The 16,352-nt window shown below is 51.7% G+C and carries 13 protein-coding genes; 6 read left to right on the plus strand and 7 right to left on the minus strand.

Features of this window, described 5'->3' with window-relative positions; genetic code table 11:
• Nucleotides 1–100 precede the first annotated feature (100 nt).
• From AC5JO6_RS08385 to AC5JO6_RS08395, 3 genes are all read left to right on the plus strand, one after another.
• Entirely contained in the window at nucleotides 101–1,213 is a 1,113-nt protein-coding gene (locus AC5JO6_RS08385; protein WP_496080604.1) for a WD40 repeat domain-containing protein, read from the plus strand.
• 60 nt (nucleotides 1,214–1,273) lie between these two features.
• The gene (locus AC5JO6_RS08390) at nucleotides 1,274–1,546 is read left to right on the plus strand and encodes a hypothetical protein (RefSeq protein ID WP_496080605.1); all 273 of its coding nucleotides are present in this window, start codon (nucleotides 1,274–1,276) and stop codon (nucleotides 1,544–1,546) included.
• Nucleotides 1,547–1,671: 125 nt separating this feature from the next.
• Complete coding sequence (locus AC5JO6_RS08395) at nucleotides 1,672–1,911, plus strand: DUF433 domain-containing protein (RefSeq protein ID WP_496080606.1); 240 nt, start codon at nucleotides 1,672–1,674, stop codon at nucleotides 1,909–1,911.
• A gap of 16 nt (nucleotides 1,912–1,927) precedes the next feature.
• On the opposite strand, the gene AC5JO6_RS08400 is transcribed toward AC5JO6_RS08395, so the two are convergent.
• Together AC5JO6_RS08400 and AC5JO6_RS08405 are read right to left on the minus strand one after the other, a co-directional pair.
• Nucleotides 1,928–2,176 carry a hypothetical protein gene (locus AC5JO6_RS08400; protein ID WP_496080607.1) on the minus strand — a complete coding sequence of 83 codons (249 nt, stop codon included), beginning with the start codon at nucleotides 2,174–2,176 and terminating at the stop codon, nucleotides 1,928–1,930.
• 44 nt (nucleotides 2,177–2,220) lie between these two features.
• Entirely contained in the window at nucleotides 2,221–2,808 is a 588-nt protein-coding gene (locus AC5JO6_RS08405) for a prolyl hydroxylase family protein (RefSeq protein ID WP_496080608.1), read from the minus strand.
• 92 nt (nucleotides 2,809–2,900) lie between these two features.
• On the opposite strand from AC5JO6_RS08405, the gene AC5JO6_RS08410 reads away from it, so the two are divergent.
• Together AC5JO6_RS08410 and AC5JO6_RS08415 are read left to right on the plus strand one after the other, a co-directional pair.
• Nucleotides 2,901–4,421 (plus strand): hypothetical protein, encoded by a 1,521-nt coding sequence (locus AC5JO6_RS08410; protein ID WP_496080609.1) that lies wholly within the window; start codon nucleotides 2,901–2,903, stop codon nucleotides 4,419–4,421.
• A 148-nt stretch (nucleotides 4,422–4,569) separates the two neighbouring features.
• Nucleotides 4,570–6,321, plus strand: a complete 1,752-nt coding sequence (locus AC5JO6_RS08415) for a pentapeptide repeat-containing protein (RefSeq protein ID WP_496080610.1) — start codon at nucleotides 4,570–4,572, stop codon at nucleotides 6,319–6,321.
• A 108-nt stretch (nucleotides 6,322–6,429) separates the two neighbouring features.
• On the opposite strand, the gene AC5JO6_RS08420 is transcribed toward AC5JO6_RS08415, so the two are convergent.
• Both AC5JO6_RS08420 and AC5JO6_RS08425 read right to left on the minus strand, forming a co-directional pair.
• Nucleotides 6,430–7,122, minus strand: coding sequence for a GntR family transcriptional regulator (locus tag AC5JO6_RS08420; RefSeq protein WP_496080611.1), 693 nt, complete (start codon nucleotides 7,120–7,122; stop codon nucleotides 6,430–6,432).
• A 341-nt stretch (nucleotides 7,123–7,463) separates the two neighbouring features.
• Nucleotides 7,464–8,180: a response regulator gene (locus AC5JO6_RS08425; protein WP_496080612.1), complete on the minus strand. Its 717-nt coding sequence runs from the start codon at nucleotides 8,178–8,180 to the stop codon at nucleotides 7,464–7,466.
• A gap of 957 nt (nucleotides 8,181–9,137) precedes the next feature.
• Here AC5JO6_RS08425 and AC5JO6_RS08430 point away from each other — a divergent pair.
• Nucleotides 9,138–12,392: an ATP-binding protein gene (locus AC5JO6_RS08430; RefSeq protein WP_496080613.1), complete on the plus strand. Its 3,255-nt coding sequence runs from the start codon at nucleotides 9,138–9,140 to the stop codon at nucleotides 12,390–12,392.
• A gap of 57 nt (nucleotides 12,393–12,449) precedes the next feature.
• Here the strand turns inward: AC5JO6_RS08430 and AC5JO6_RS08435 are convergent, their stop codons facing one another.
• The 3 genes from AC5JO6_RS08435 to AC5JO6_RS08445 form a co-directional block, all read right to left on the minus strand.
• Entirely contained in the window at nucleotides 12,450–13,688 is a 1,239-nt protein-coding gene (locus tag AC5JO6_RS08435) for a pentapeptide repeat-containing protein (RefSeq protein WP_496080614.1), read from the minus strand.
• 598 nt (nucleotides 13,689–14,286) lie between these two features.
• Nucleotides 14,287–15,489, minus strand: a complete 1,203-nt coding sequence (locus tag AC5JO6_RS08440) for an argininosuccinate synthase (RefSeq protein ID WP_496080675.1) — start codon at nucleotides 15,487–15,489, stop codon at nucleotides 14,287–14,289.
• Nucleotides 15,490–15,616: 127 nt separating this feature from the next.
• The gene (locus AC5JO6_RS08445; RefSeq protein WP_496080615.1) at nucleotides 15,617–16,333 is read right to left on the minus strand and encodes a Uma2 family endonuclease; all 717 of its coding nucleotides are present in this window, start codon (nucleotides 16,331–16,333) and stop codon (nucleotides 15,617–15,619) included.
• Nucleotides 16,334–16,352 lie beyond the last annotated feature (19 nt).

Consider the following 16,352-nt stretch of genomic DNA (forward strand, 5'->3'; position numbering starts at 1 on the left):
ATGCGTTACGGCTATGCTTAACACATCCTACGTTTAATTTCACCCAGCTACTTAGTAGCAGTTTGAGCAAGGATCAGTCACATCAATAACCGCGTTGATTATGTGGGCTTTAAGAAAACTGACCAGACGCAGACAGCCGTTGTTGGGAGGCTTAGCGCTCTTGCTGCTGGGAGTCGGCTTGTTTTCAACTTACAGCGTTGTACGCTACGGTTTCTTAGCAACGCCTAAGTTTTTAGCTGACAGCTTTCCAAGTAGCCGTTTCCTGGAAAAGACCTTAAGAGGGGAATCCAAAAGCATCTTCTCGATCGCGTTCAGTCCAGATGGAACATTCGTAGCAAGCGGTGGCGATCGTGGTCGCATTACCATCTGGGATCTTGCTACCGGACGAAGCATTCACATACTCGAAGTCGCTTCTGATCAGGTCGATGCCGTTGCGTTTAGCCCAAATGGTCAGGTGCTTGCCAGTCATCACAGAATTGGTGACATTGTCAACGGTCGTCGCTTCACTCAGCTATGGAATCTCACCACTGGAAAAGTAATTTCCATTCTGGAGCAGGGTAATCCGCCGTTCGGTAGTCAAAGTTTCGCTTTTAGTGCCGATAGTAAGCAGTTTGTTGGCATCGATCGAAGTGGCAAGCTCACGCTCATAGAGGTGACGACCGGAGCCACGATTCGCACTGTCAAACCTGATCGGGCTGTTTATGCGATCAGTTCAAACTTTGATAGTAAAACGCTGACTTACGCCACATTCAACACGGTTCGCCAGTTGAATTTCACCACTGGGAAGGACATTCGCCTTGCTAAAATGCAAGACCTGGTGTTGTCTTCTGCTTTGAGCGCAGACGGTAAATGGCTTGCGCTGGCTCGATCGGTCGATGCTGAAGCAAGTAATCGGGGTAAGTTTCCTCAGGCGATCGAGCTGTGGGATGTCTCGACTCAGACCAAGGGCAAGAAAATTCGCACCCTCAAGGGAAATGATGATTGGCTTGACTCATTAGCGTTTAGTCCAGACGGTCAGACTCTCGCAAGTGCCAGTGCCGATGGCATGATCAAACTATGGCGTGTGACGATCGGTGAAGCAATGCAACCGCTCCAGGGGCATCAAAGCCGCATGATATCCTCGCTCTCGGTGGCGTTTAGTCCCGATGGCAAGCTGCTCGCAAGCGGGAGTCGTGTCGATGGCACCATCAAGCTCTGGCGCGTACCCTACTAGGCGATCGTCTTGATTGTCACAATAGTCGTTAGAACACAGTGAGGAGTAAGGAGAGAACCAATGAATGCTGTCAAAGGGGTTCTAGGAATCGGACTGCTGGCGATCGCCATTTATTTGGGCTTTGCCAGATTTCCACTGTGGAGTGTGCCACTGTTAGCATTACTCTTCACTGCTGCCTATATTCAGGGCAAGTGGTACTTATGGCGCGACCTCTTTCAGCAGCAAAATCGCAAGCTGTATCAATCGCTGCTCGTCACCTATTTCATCCAAACCGTTGTCGTATTCGTCTTCTACTTGCTGGGTAGCGGCGCAGCACGCTTACTGAGTCGGTGACAGGCGTTCAACTGAGTCTCTTGAGGTGCCGCTTCTGTGGCACGATCGAAGACGAAACTGCTCCTGCTCAAAGATGACTGAGTCTCTTCAGGAATCGACAAAAACAACACGACCATTGGTTAGATATGGCAACGACAAAAATCAGAAAAACGCCTGGCATCTGCAACGGAGCCGCTTGCATCGGTCGGACGCAAATTCCGGTGTGGCAATTAATCGCTTTGGGGTTACAGGGGTGCTCAGATGCCAACTTGCTGGGCGACTACCCACAGTTGACCAAAGATGACTTAAAAGCTGCTCGCACCTACTACGCTCAAAATACAGAAGAAATCGACATGGCGATCGCCTCTGAGAATGGGGAGAGCTAGAGCACAACAGCCTTGGTCAAGCCTTAGCCTGAGCCGACTCCTCCACTTTAGGTGAGGCAGGTTTGCGGGCAGACAGCCAGACCGTCATCGTACTCACCGCTGCTGCCGCCACGATCGCCATAGCGATCGCCGTCTCACTCTGAGCACTCGTCGAAAGCAGCAGATCGATCGCGATCATGCCTGTCGAGCAGCCCCAGATGATTGCAGTGGCAGAAACGCAGCCACGTTGAGCATTACTAGGGACAGCCTGAGCGGAAGGTGACATGACGTGACCTGAGTTTTCAGTAGTGAGCGAATGAATAGTAGTCACTAATAAAAAAGCCAACTGGTGAAGGAGTATTTACGTCCTCGGATGACTGGCAGAGATTGATGCGGATGTGTGTAGTAAGAGGGAAAGACGATCGCGCTGCCTGCCTGGGGTTTGATTTTGATATTTTGGCGATCGAACAGCGTTTCACCACCCTCAAAATCATCGTTTAAATAACCGACGATACTGATGTCACGAGTGGGGATGCCGTTGGTAACTTCCTGAAAGCGGCTTGCTAGCAGCAGATTATCGACATGGCGTTTGTAGCGTTGCCCTGGCTTATAGCGCAAGATCGAACACATCTCTGCCTGAGAGAACTTGATGCCATAGTGTTTGAAGAGTGCATCCTGAATCACTTTGACTTTCGTGAGCAGAATTTGATTCGTTGACTCCTGGAGCTGCTGCCCTGTATTGCCCAACGGCAACATATCGCTGCTACGCACATCGGTATCCACCACGTTGACCAGAATGCTGGACGGTTTGAACTGACAGCATTCTGCCACCTGCATTACATGGCTACAGAGCGCTGGTTCTAGCAGGTGCTCAATGAGCAAGATGTCTGATCCTAGATCTTTGAACAAATGTCCCACGGGCTATCCTTATCCAAGTTGACCAAAACGTCAGGTCACGAAACAATAGATGTCTGAACTGCAAAGTTAATGCCTTTACCTAGAGTGCCCCATTGACTCGCTCAAATTCTACTGCCACATTGCGCTCGTTGACGCAACCCATCGATCGTGTCGCTATCGTCCTTATCGTAGCGCTGAGCTTGCTGATTGGTATCTTGCTGCTGAGCGGCAATCATGCCTCCGCTCGTGTGCGCGACTTTAGCTGGCAGGGCAAACAGGTTGGCGCTGATGATACCGCGTTTACGCTCACCTTCAGTCGCCCCATGAATCATGCCAGCGTAGAGTCAAACCTTCGCATTGAGCCACCGTTGGCTGGGAGGGTGAGTTGGGCAGGGCGACGGATGGCGTACACCTTGAACACGCCTGCTCCTTATGGCACACAGTTTCAGGTCAAGCTGCCAAATGCTCAGGATCGGTTTGCGAGTGACGGTAAAGTATCGATGCAGCCGTTTACAGGACTGTTTGAGACCCACGATCGCGCCTTTGCTTACATTGGCGTGAGCGGTGAAGAAGCAGGACGACTCGTACTCTTTAACCTAAACCAGCAGCAGCACCAAATCCTCACGCCAAAAGACATGGTGGTGATGGAATTTAAGGCATATCCTCGCGGCGATCGGCTCCTCTTTGCCGCTACACAGCGCACGACTCAGCCCACAGCCCTGACTGAACAGCAGCTTTACACCGTCACCACGGGCATTCAGGTAGAGTCACCCATGCAGCCCGATGCTCAGGCAGCACCCGTCAAAGCGTTGCCGTCTACGGCACCCCTCGGCACGGTGGCTTTGGTGCTGGATAACAAAGAGTATCAAAACCTCAAATTTGACCTTTCGGCAGATGGTAACGTCATCGTTGTGCAGCGGGTCAACCGGGCAAATCCCAACGATTTTGGACCCTGGCTGGTAAAAGCGGGCGAAGCACCCCAGGCGCTGAAAGGTGAGCCGGGAGGCGATTTTTTGATTACGCCAGATAGCAATTCGCTGGCGATCGCCCAGGGGCAAGGGCTGGCAATTTTACCATTACAGCCGAATGCTAAGCCGCTGAACTTTTTGCCCAAATTTGGCATGGTACTGAGTTTTACCAAAGATGGCTCACTGGCAACAATGGTGAAGTTTAATACCGACAATACCCGATCGCTCTTTTTGGTCGGTAATCAAGGCGACCCCAAAGAACTGCTTCGCACGACAGGCTCCATTCTAAGTGCGCGGTTTGATCCCACCAAACAAACGCTTTATTGCTTGCTCACCGAACTCTTGACAGGAGGAAACGTCTATCAAGAACAGCCCTATTTGGCGGCGATCGACCTTAAAACCGCTAAGCTTCGACCACTGGTCATGCTGCCGAAACAGCGAGACGTTCAGGTGAGTCTATCACCCGATGGTTTAGCGCTACTCTTTGACCAAACCACAGAAGCGACGCGTGATGATGATGCAGGCGGGCAACTGCGTGACAGCACGGGAAATGCGATCGCATCTAGCCGTCTCTGGCTACTGCCCCTCGACCCAGCGAACCCTGCTGCTAAAATTCAACCTGAATCGCTGCCCTTAACAGGGCTTCGTCCTCTCTGGTTGCCTTAGCCATTTCGCCGATCGCTCTCGACTATTGCCCTCAAATCGCTTTACTCTGTATCCATCCTGATCTGCGTCAATCCTGAAGCACTCGACAGAAGTTTGGTAATGAGCACCCGTAACTGGTGGCGATCGTCATCCTGCTCAAAGGATCAATATGCAAGTACAGGATCTATTAGAGCGATACCAAAAAGGCGAACGTGACTTCGCCCATGTCAACCTTAGTGGAGCCAGTCTGAGCGGCGTTAACCTTCGAGACGCTGACCTGACTGGCTCTGATCTGACGGGTGCAAACTTAAGCTGGGCTTTTTTAAGTCGGGCAAACCTCACAGGTGCCTGTCTGCGGCGGGCAGACCTTCGCAGCGTATCACTCAACAACGCCAACCTCAGTCAGTCCAACCTCAGCGGTGCCAACCTCAGCAAAGCCGATTTACGGTTAGCCAACCTCCAAAATGCCGACCTCAACTGGGCAATCCTGCAAGAAGCCGACTTGAGTGGTGCGAACCTTCAGGACGCAAAATTAGATCAGGTTAACCTGGAGCGAGCAAAACTCAGCAGCAGTTGCCTCACTGGAGCGGAGCTGATGGAAGCAAACCTTCGCCGTGCCAATCTTGCAGGTGCCAACCTCGATCGCGCGAATCTCCGAGAAGCACACCTGGAAGAGGCAAACTTGCGAGAAGCGTCCTTAGTCGGCGCAAACTTAATTGAAGCGAATCTCAGCGGCGTTTACCTGCGACAGGCGAACCTGACTGAAGCAGACCTGCACCGCGTTATTTTGACCGGAGCCGACCTTAGTGAAGCCATCCTTAACAGTGCTGACTTGAGTCGCGCCAACTTAGCTGGCGCTTATCTGTTAAAAGTGAGCCTCAGTAAAGCTCACCTGTTACGAGCAAACCTGCAAGATGTTTACCTGCTACGGGCAGACCTCAAGGAAACAAACCTGCGTGGGGCAGACTTGCAGCGAGCTGACCTCAGCGGCGCGTACTTAAGCGATACCTCCTTAAACGAAGCCGATCTGAGCGGTGCCTATCTCCTTGAAAGCCATCTGATTCGCACGAACTTAGACGGTGCCCAAATGACAGGTTGCTGCATCGCCAACTGGCATATCGAAGAAACCGATTTTTCTAAAGTCAACTGTCGCTATGTGTTTACCCAGTTTAACTACACCACCAAAAGCCCAACCGATCGCTATCCCGTTGGGCGTGACCTGGAGGTAGGCGAATTAGGGCGACAGTACGAGGAAGACAACGCGCTGCTAGAAGTCCACCTCACTGAAGCGCCGAATTGGGAAGCGTTGGCGTTTACATTGGCACAGATCGATCGCGAAGCCAACGGCTTAGGGTTGACCGTCAAAGCCTACGAAGCGTCTGATGACCACTATTTAGTGCGGATAAAGGCAGACCGCTTGGTTAATGCCAAGATTCTTTCACGGCGAATCTTTCAGCTTTATCCAGAGGTTTTACAGCGGCTGTTTACGCATCGGGCAGAGATTTTTAACCTGCTGGCGATCGATCCCCGTGCCAGTGAACCAGATCTAATGCTGGAGCCACCACCGCAACCATCCCCACCAGAACTGAAAGCGTTACCATCTCCTGATCGACGCATCCGTCTCTACCAGGAAGTCGTGCGGCAGATCCAACACATTATGATGTCACAGTCTCCTGAACAATTTGTACAAAGTGTTCAACAGTTGCTTAACTATCTAAGCAGGCAAGGCATCGCCACCGAAGACATCCAGAAGAAAGTAATCAGCCAAGTCATCACCCAACGCGCCAAACAGGACAAAAACTTTCGTGCCCACATGCAGCGCTGGGAGACAACCGCTCCTGAGGCGGCTCGTCTATCTACAGTCGGGCAGGCAGTACGGCTGGCGATCGCCCTCATGTGGACTGAAACGAAGAGGGGGTGAGGGGTGAGGGGAGCAGGAACATAGTAATCAGAACTCAAACTTTTAGCCTTTAGCCTTTAGCCTTCTGCCTCCTGCCTCCTGCCTTCTGCCTTCTGCCTTCTGCCTCCCTCATCCCTTCTCCTCAATCTGCTCAATTTCTCGAATGACGCGCTCTTTGCTGGCAGTGAGGTGATCTTGCATCGCTTGGACGGCAGCAGAGACGTTGCGATCGCGCACAGCGTCGTAAATGTTGCGATGCTCACTGCGAATTTCGAGGACGCGAGGATTGTGTTGCATCGTGCGTAGCCGTAGCAGCATCATTTTGTCAAACACCTGATCAAGGAGCGTCACCAGCCAGGGATTGTCTGAACTTTCAGCCAGTAGGCGATGAAACTGATAGTCCATATGCAGCAGTTGATAGTTAGTTAGCGGATGGGCTTCTTGTCCCATTGACTTCTCTACTTGCTGAACAGCAAGGTCGATCTGCTCAAGCTCTAGCGCTGTTGCATGACGGCAGGCAGCCGCAACCGATACTTGTTCCAAGGCAATGCGGCAATCATAGAGGTGACCTGCATCTGTTACGGAGAGGCTGGCAACACGCAAAGCTCCGTTATCGTCGGTAGCAATCAAGTTCTCTCGCTGTAGCTGGCGAATCGCCTCGCGGATCGGTGTACGGCTCACCTGAAGCACACTCGCAAGCTGCGTTTCTACCAAACGATCGCCCGGCGACAGTTCGCCTGACAAAATCGCTGTTCGCAGCGTCTGATACGTTTGTTCATGCAGCGACTGAGCACGCTGAAGCGGACGAGATGAGAGAGTCAAAGCGGGTGGAGGTGACAAGATTGACGCTCCTTGAAGGGTCACAAAAAGGCGCAAGCGATGCAAGCAAAGATCGTGCGATCGACGCGAAGCCCTGAATCAAAAAACAACCGTACATCTGAGTGCTATACCGAGTACCGTATTCAATCACACGTGTACTGCATACACAATCCGCTATAAGTGATGATCTGGTCAGGGGTTATAACCAGCACACGATTGCTGCGAGGGTTACAACCAGACGAAAGAGCCTACAACTGTTGCTCTTTTACCATGACAGTCTCTTTTACCATGACAGTCTAACGATCGTTCCCAATCGCTGGCGAAGCCTTCGTCATTGCAAACATTTAACCAACTAAGCCCGATCGAAGTGCTCTCACGGCTGCCTGAGTGCGGTCGTCAGCACACAGCTTATTGAGAATATTGCGAACGTGCGTTTTCACGGTACCAACAGTGATGTAAAGCTTTTCGGCGATCGAGGCATTGCTGCACCCATCTACGATCAACTGCAACACTTCCAGCTCACGCTCTGTCAGCGGATATGCCTCAATGATCTGGTTATACTCAGGCTCAGCCGCATTGATTGAGACTGTCTTAGATTCCGAAGCTTCTCCCTCTGGTGTACCCTGACGCGCCTGATGCAGCACGACACGAGCGATCGCGGGATCAATCCAGGAGTTACCGCCGTTGGTCACCCTTAGAGCCTCGGCAAGACTATCCAGGCTGACATCTTTCATGCAGTAAGAGTCAGCGCCAGCCGCAAACGCAGCCAGTACAACATCATCATTGTCCTGCAACGTTAAAATCAGTACTTTGGTTTCTGCGGCAACCGCTGATTCTGTCTGCGTTTGCTTAAACCGACGGGTCAGTTCGATGCCATCCATGTCGGGCAAGCCAATGTCTACGATCGCAACATCTGGTTTGACAGTCTCCAAAAGCTTCAGACCATCCGTGGCGTTCGCTGCTTCACCAATCACGTTGAATCCCCGCTGTTGCAGTGCGGTACGCATGCCAACTCTCGTCAGATCGTGGTCTTCGATGAGGGTGATCCGAATATCTTCCATGCTTCAGTTGCCTCAGTTCCAAAAAATAGCGGGTAGGAGTTAGGGATTGATCATAATCCTAAATGGGTCAGTGGCGCGGAAATGCTGACGCTAACGAGCGGCTTATCTCTATACAGATAGCTTCTTACAGCGCTGTGGTCAGTAAAACCGTCTCCCTCTGACCAATAGCATATCAGTAATAACTTAGTTGTCTTAGAAGGCTTGAGAACAGCAGCATGAAGCACGTACAGTCAGTGATGAACACGCCCTACAGAGCGGCTACGTCAACCAAACGCTTTGCTGCTCAGGTTGGGTATGATTGCACGCCTTTTCGCCAAATAGCTTCTGTCGTGGCACATCGCTCTTTAACTGTACGATCGCGCACCTAGCACCAATTTAATCCTCTCAGGGTTTGATCGAGACATTAACTTAGAAGACATTAGCTTAGAAAGCGTTGTAACCATTCATAGCAAATTGTCAGAAATCAAAGGCTGAGACATCTACCTGAGGTTAGAACTAGCACCCAACAGAGGAGGCATTGCAGGTAGGAATATTAACCATCCGTTTCGTCTGCCACTTAGAGCTTGCTAAAAAATAACTGCACCCTTTTGGATTCAGCTATCAGCTATCAGCTTTTCGCTGACGGCTACAGACCATGCTGTTCTTTCTGTACAACTCCTTAACCTGCTTCTAATTAGCCTGTTTCTAATTATACTTCTCATACCAATCAGGCTTCTCATGCCGATCGCGCTTTAAAGGCGTTCTCTCAACCGATTCATACCTTTAAAGGGGCATTCAACCTGTCAATAGATTGAGGACAGAGCGAGAACATTCCTTAATCATAGAGATATAAGCAAGTGTAAATACTTGATTGTGTTGTCTCAAAAGTGAACACCTTCGAGAGGAGAACTAGTAGCTAGAAGCTAGTAAGAACGCTGCTGTGACTAATTCTTAATCTCCAATCTTTGGTTACGAGTGATGGAAGAAACCCTAAAAATTTTGCTAGTCGATCGTGATCCACAGTCACGGTCGATCGTGCGTCAATCGCTTGATGCGGCTGATATTAAGGCAGAGATAGTTGAAACGGAAACGTGTGCGGCTGCGATCGCCATCATACAGCAGCAACCGCTGGACAGCGTACTACTAGACCACGACCTACCCGATGGTGATGGTCTATCGCTCGTGAGACGCATCAAACAATTAGGCATTACGGTACCGCTCATTGTCCTCACTGGGCAAGGAGATGACCAGATAGCAGTGGAGTTAATGAAAGCAGGCGCTGCTGACTACCTTTCAAAAAGCAAACTATTACCTGGAGCGTTAGTACGGAGCCTTTTCAATGCGATCCGGGTGCATCGGGCGGAACGGCAAGCAGCAGACGCAACGCAGCGGATGCGCGAAAGTGAAGAGCGCTATCGACTGGTGCTGGAAGGCTCACATGATGGTATCTGGGATTGGGATATTTGCCAGAATGAGGTTTTTTGTAACGATCGCCTGCTCGAAATCATCGGTGTCACTCGTGAGGCTATGGGCACTGCCTACGAAGCGTTCTATCAGTTGATGCATCCTGATGATCAGCAGAGTGTTCTGACGGCGATTACCGCACATCTCAAGCGGGGAACACCCTTTGACGTAGAGTTTCGGCTGCGACATGCTTCGGGAGACTACCGACACTGCACCTCACGGGGTAAAGCGCAACGAGACGCGCACAACATGCTTTCTCGGATGACAGGCATTGTCAGCGATATCACGGCGCGCAAACAGGCAGAAGGTGAAGTCGTTAAGCTAAACCGTGACCTGGAGCGACGTGTGACGGAATTGCAAACCCTCTTTGACGTGATTCCGATTGGCATTGCGATCGCTAACGATGCAGAGTGCCAGGACATTCGCGTTAACCCTACATATGCCGAGATGCTGGGCATTGAGCCTGCTGCCAACGCGTCGTTTACAGCACCAACTGGTGAACGTCCTGCTTACAAACTTCTGCATAATGGGCAGGAATTGTTGGCTGATGCACTCCCAATGCAGATGGCAGCAGCACTGGGAAGCCCTGTCCTTGATGCTGATGTCGATATTCTCCGCAGCGATGGCACCGTGATTAATACGATGGGTCGTACAACCCCCCTGTTTGATGAGCAGAACCATCCTAGAGGCTGTGTGGGTGCCTTTTGGGATGTGACAATGCTCAAGCGGGCAGAAGCAACGCAGCGATTTTTGGCAGAGGCAAGCTCTGTGCTGGCAGCCTCGCTTGACTATGAGACGATTTTGCATAACATTGCTCAACTGGCAGTGCCAACGCTAGCAGACTGCTGTTTTTTCGACGTTCTCAGCAGTCAAAATACGTTTCAGCTCCTTACCTGGCAGCACGTCGATCCGGCGAAACAAGGATGGATGGATCGGGCACGCTGCCATACCCCAACGCCCGCTCAGCACCAGCATCCGGTGGTGCAAAGCTTAACGACGGGGCAAACCGTCCTTGTGCCTGATGTGACAGATGCCTGGCTGGAGTCGATCGCCGTCAACCCTGAACACCTTCAGTTTCTACAGGATCTAGAAATCGGTTCGCTGATGACGATTCCGCTCATCGTCCACGATCGCAAACTGGGTGCCCTAACGCTTTGCCTTTCTCGTAGTCCTGGGCGCAGTTCTGGGCGCAGCTATACCGCTACCGATCAGCAACTGGCAGCCGCGCTGGCGCAACGGGCAGTACTGGCGATCGACAACGCACAGCTTTACAGTTCCACGCAGGAAGCCGAACAAAATTTGCGACACGCACTCATGATCCTCGGTCAACATCAGCAGCAGTTGCGAACGCTGCAACGGCTCACCGACCTGCTGAACCAATGTTTGACCAACCTGCCTGAACTGTTGCAAGTGATGGTCGATGCGATCTGTGACGCGATCCCCAATGCCGAGTTTGGCTTGATCGTGCTGCAAAATCCTTACACTGGCATGTTAGAACTGACCGCTGCCACCGGGATAGGTACCGATCGCTTCCAGCTTGAGGACGACTTCGCGCCTGGTGAAGGACTGTTGGGTGAAATCTTTCTGACGGGTGGGTCACGGTTGATTCAGGAGGCAGAGGGCAGAGGGCAGAGGGCAGAGGGCAGGAGGCAGGAGGCAGACGGCAGGAGGCAGGAGGCAGAAGAGACACCTTGGGAGAGGCAAGAAGCGGTAGAGACGTGGAGGCGCGAAGATAGCGAAAGTCATCTACCCTTTTCGCCTTTTGCCTTGCCACGCTCCCTCTGTGTTGTCACGATCGAGTCTGCTAGAGCAGGCAGATTGGGCGTACTGGCGATCGGTCACTGGAGTCATCCAGCCGCCTTTGATGACGATAACCTGCACTTGCTCGTTGCCTTTGGCGAACAGGCAGCGATCGCTCTGACGAATGCCCAACTGATCAATGCGCTGGAAGAGCGGGAAGAGCGCTTAGAAATTCAAAACCGTATTCTGGGCGAACAGAATCGAGAGCTAGAGGAACAGCGCCAGCAGATTCAGTTTCAAAACATCCGGCTTCAAGAAGCAGCGAAACTCAAATCGCAGTTCCTGGCAACCATGTCACACGAACTGCGAACACCTATGAATGCAGTGATTGGCTTTTCTCAACTGCTGCTGCGGCAGCAGCTTATGCCTCCACAACACGACATGGTTGAGCGCATTCTCAGCAACGGCAGAAACCTGCTAGCGCTCATCAACGATATTTTAGACTTATCTAAAATTGAGGCAGGACGACTGACCTTTGCGCTCGAAGCCCTTAACTTGCACCAGCTAGTGACGCAGACTGTTGCAGAGCTGCGATCGCTCGTTGACCAAAAGCAACTCACGCTGGACTTGCAGCTATACCTCTCCAATCCACTGGTCATCACTGACCGCACTCGTTTACGGCAGGTACTCGTGAACCTGCTCTCCAATGCCATCAAATTCACTGAAGCGGGTCGCGTTTGTATCAGCGTGACCGACGTGGAACCAGAGACGATCGTGCTTGTCGTGCAAGATACGGGCGTTGGCATTGCAGCAGCACAGTTAGACTATATCTTTGAAGCGTTCTACCAGCTTGATCAAACGCTTGCCAAAAAATTCCCCGGTACAGGTTTGGGCTTAGCCATCACTGATCTCATCGTCCGCAAGATGAACGGCACGATTACCGTTGAAAGTGAACTCGGCGTTGGTTCCACGTTTCGAGTAACCCTGCCGCGAAATGTGGATGGTGCTAGTAACAGTGTGAGTGATTAGCGGTCAGCTATCAGCCGTCAGCCGTCAGCTTTTGACCTTCGTGCAATTGGTCAAGACTCATTCCACCTCTAAAGTCTCCGGTGGCAACCCCAACCACTCGCGGATTTCAGGGTCGTATTCAGCCGTCTCCCAGCCTTGAGCAGATTGGAGATTCGCTCGTGCTTTCTCTTTGGCTTCGGCGAGTGCGGTCTCAGTGAGCCGAGAATTCCAAAAGCGTGTTCCTCGAAGATTCGCTTCCACAAGATTTGCCTTCTGGAGATCCGCTTCCCAAAGGAGTGCTTCCTGGAGATTCGCTCCCTCAAGGTCTGCCTGCTGGAGATTCGTTCCCTCAAGGAATGACTGCTGGAGATTCGCTCCCCTAAGGAATGACTGCTGGAGATTCGCTTCCCAAAGGTCTGCCTGCTGGAGATTAGTGTTCCAAAGGACTACCTCTTGGAGATTTGCTTCCCTAAGGTCAGCCTCCTGGAGATTCGCGTTCCTAAGGTCAGCCTTCTGGAGATTCGCTGCCTTAAGGAATGCCCTTCTCAAATCTGCTTTCCTCAGGTCAAGGGGATATTGCTCCCAATCCTTATTCTTATGCCTGCGTCTCTTTAAGAACGTCAAAACGGTTTGAATGTCGGTTGGTAAGGGGGGAAGTTCCTCTGTTGTGTTCTCACCTGCTTCTGGTGACTGTTCGGTGAGCGTCGCTTGAGTTTCCGCTTGCTTTGCCTGCTCTTTCGGTGGATACGGCGCATTCTCTCGCACAAAGGCAGTCAGGACTTCTAGCACCTGCCTGTAGTTCTCATCGGGAGCGTCTTTGTTTGAGTCAGCCGCAATACTTTCCAGGGCATAAATACCGCCCAGTCGGAGATGAATGCTGTCATTCTTCCCAAGCATTTCTACAGCTTTGTTGAACCGTTCCATTGTCAGCCGGGATTGCGCCAATTTTTCGTCCCTTTCTGCCTTCTTAATGTCTTCGTCTAGCTTCTTTTGAGCGATCTCAGCGTTGCGATTGGCGACTCTGAAGTTTAGGAACAAAACAATCCCGGCAGCAAGGGTGGCTCCGGTACTAACGACACTCAGAGACGCGTCAAATTTCCGCTTGGACTGTTCTGATGGATTGGTTTGAAGGTCTGACCAGTTCCAAGCCAGTGTACCGATCGCTAACCCGATTGTTGTTAGCGAGCCATAGACGGCAACGGCAAGCCAGCGATCGCTCTTAAATAGGATCAGTATCTTTTTTATGCGAGCGAGTGTGTCCTTTTCCTTGGGTGAAGGAAGTTCGGTAATTTCGGTTTGCGATGTTTGCTTGATCATGCGCCCTTTCCTGGCAGCTTCCCTGTCTTAGACTTGAAGCTATCCTAATCGAGCAGTTTCACATCTGTTTATCTCACCGCAAAATTTACAGGTGGCAATCATTCACAAGTGTTGATCGCCCTCTTACGAGTATTCAAGACTCATCCACGAGGTTCAAAGACTCATCGACGAGTGTTTACTACTCATTCACGAGGACCAAAGACTCTCCCGCGAGTGTTCACCACTCGCTCGCGAGTAGCAAACACTCATTCATGAGCATCAAACATTCGAACGCACGTTGCAAACACTTGAAGGCGAGTAGCAAAGTCTCATTTATGCGTATCGAAGACTCAAACGCGAGTAGCAAACACTCGAACGCGCGTTGCAAAGACTCGAACATGAGTAGCAAATACTCAAACGTGAGTTGCAAAGACTCAAACGTGAGTTGCAAAGACTCGAACATGAGTAGCAAACACTCGAAGGCGTGTAGCAACTATTCACGATCGAGTATGCAACCCTCAGCGATGAGTAGCAAACACTCGTTGCTCAGTGCTAAAAACTCAGAGCCACACCTACACAGCGTCGCTTTAGACTACAGAATGGCATCGATCAGCAGCATCTACTGTCTTGCTTTCTGCGACCAGACGCGAGTCGGCAAGCCCCAGACGTAGATGAAGCCTTCAGCGGCTCTATGGTCGAAGGTATCGTCTGCACCGTAGGTTGCCAGGTCGGGGCTGTAGATGGAGTGGGCAGACTTACGCCCAACGACGATCGAGTTTCCCTTAAAAAGCTTGACCCGCACTACACCTGTCACGCGCTCCTGGCTTTTTTTGACAAACGCATCCAGCGAATCGCGGAGGGGACTGTACCACAGACCGTTATAAACCAATTTAGAATACGTGTCTTCAATACCGCGCTTGTAGTGAATCAGGTCAGCGGTGAGGGTGAGGCTTTCTAAATCACGATGCGCCTGAATCAGCACAGACAGCGCAGGCGTTTCGTAGACTTCGCGTGACTTGATGCCGACCAGTCGATTCTCCATCATGTCAATGCGTCCCACACTATGGGCACCGACAATTTGATTGAGTTGCGTCACCAGTGCCACTGGCTCAACCGTCTTACCGTTCAGGCTGGTGGGAATGCCTTGCTCAAAGCCAATTTCCACATATTCGGGCTGGTCGGGCGCATCCGCGATCGCCGCTGTCATGGTGTAAACATTCTCTGGTGGCTCCGTCCAGGGATCTTCGAGCGGTCCTGCCTCGATCGCACGACCCAGCAGATTCTTATCAATACTGTAGGGTGACGATTTCTTCACGGGCGATTCAATACCAAACCGCTCACCATAGGCGATCGTTTCCTCCCGACTCATGCCCCATTCTCGTGCGGGAGTCAGCACTTTGATATCTGGGTTAAGGGCAGCGATCGCCACATCAAAGCGCACCTGGTCATTCCCCTTCCCCGTGCAGCCATGCGCCACTGCATCAGCACCGTACTCTGCGGCAGCATCCACCAGCAGCTTGGCAATCAGCGGTCGTGCCAGCGCGGTCGAAAGCGGATACTGATTCTCGTACAGTGCATTCGCCTGAATCGCTGGAAACGCGTAGTCTTTGACAAAGGCTGCTGTCGCATCTGCCACCAGCGAAACAGTGGCACCCGACTTGAGCGCTTTTTCACGCACGGGTTCCAATTCATCGCCCTGCCCCAGGTCAGCAGCGAGAGTAATGACCTCTTCGACTCCCCATTCGTGCATCAGATAGGGAATACAGACGGACGTATCGACTCCGCCTGAATATGCCAGTACAACTTTTTTGGCGCGACCCATGACTGCCTCGGTTGGATAAATGAACTGAGCAATCATTATGCAGTGTATTGTCACCAATTCATGTCAGAACGGGCACAGAAGTTGGAGAAGGGATGGAGTAAGGTCAGCCGAACGCTAGTCTGCCCCTCTAGACCTCATCTGGGTCAATGCCAGCAGCTCTCAACCGTGCTGCAAGGCGCTCGGCACGTTGCTGTTCTTGCTCGGCACGTTGCTGTTCTTGCTCGGCACGTTGCTGTTCTTGCTCGGCACGTTCTTTTGCCTGTTGAAGCTGGTTCGCCGTCTCGGTGTAGCTAGTGAAGGGTTCCCCATCCGGTCGGAGGAGTCGCAGCACGGCACCAGCGGTATCAAACCGAATGCCGAGTCGAGGACTGACCCAATCGCCGATTGGGTCGATCACATCCAATCCATTTTCGTTGCGCAGCCAACCGCTCAAGTCGTTGCGATCGGGATCATATAGATAATACTCTTCTACACCGTAGCGGCTGTAGAATACCAATTTCTTATCCATTTCGGTGCGCGTGTTGCCAGGGGAGAGGATCTCGAACACAACCTGGGGCGCAATATTATCTTCTCGCCACTGTTGATAGGAGCCACGATCGCCCTTGGGTCTGCCAACAATCACCATGACATCTGGCGCGGTACAGATTTTGTTACTCCCCTCCACGGGATACCAGAGCAAGTCACCCGCCACAAAAACATTGGCATCGTCCGCAAACAACCACTCCACATTCTGCTGAATAGTCACAATCCAGCGGAACTGTTTGGTGTTGTCTGCCATTGGCTTGCCGTCGCTGTCTGGGTAGATAACTTGTAAGTCGTCGGCTGTCTTGAGTTGAGGCACCATAATTTGACTCGATCAGCAA

This window comes from Tildeniella sp. (assembly GCF_059505325.1).

Bases quoted from the DNA above. Each gene is read 5' to 3' on its own strand.
- AC5JO6_RS08435 (WP_496080614.1), bottom strand. From the start codon at position 13,688: ATGATCAAGCAAACATCGCAAACCGAAATTACCGAACTTCCTTCACCC.
- AC5JO6_RS08430 (WP_496080613.1), top strand. From the start codon at position 9,138: ATGGAAGAAACCCTAAAAATTTTGCTAGTCGATCGTGATCCACAGTCA.
- AC5JO6_RS08425 (WP_496080612.1), bottom strand. From the start codon at position 8,180: ATGGAAGATATTCGGATCACCCTCATCGAAGACCACGATCTGACGAGA.
- AC5JO6_RS08400 (WP_496080607.1), bottom strand. From the start codon at position 2,176: ATGTCACCTTCCGCTCAGGCTGTCCCTAGTAATGCTCAACGTGGCTGC.
- AC5JO6_RS08390 (WP_496080605.1), top strand. From the start codon at position 1,274: ATGAATGCTGTCAAAGGGGTTCTAGGAATCGGACTGCTGGCGATCGCC.
- AC5JO6_RS08445 (WP_496080615.1), bottom strand. From the start codon at position 16,333: ATGGTGCCTCAACTCAAGACAGCCGACGACTTACAAGTTATCTACCCA.
- AC5JO6_RS08440 (WP_496080675.1), bottom strand. From the start codon at position 15,489: ATGGGTCGCGCCAAAAAAGTTGTACTGGCATATTCAGGCGGAGTCGAT.
- AC5JO6_RS08415 (WP_496080610.1), top strand. From the start codon at position 4,570: ATGCAAGTACAGGATCTATTAGAGCGATACCAAAAAGGCGAACGTGAC.
- AC5JO6_RS08385 (WP_496080604.1), top strand. From the start codon at position 101: ATGTGGGCTTTAAGAAAACTGACCAGACGCAGACAGCCGTTGTTGGGA.
- AC5JO6_RS08395 (WP_496080606.1), top strand. From the start codon at position 1,672: ATGGCAACGACAAAAATCAGAAAAACGCCTGGCATCTGCAACGGAGCC.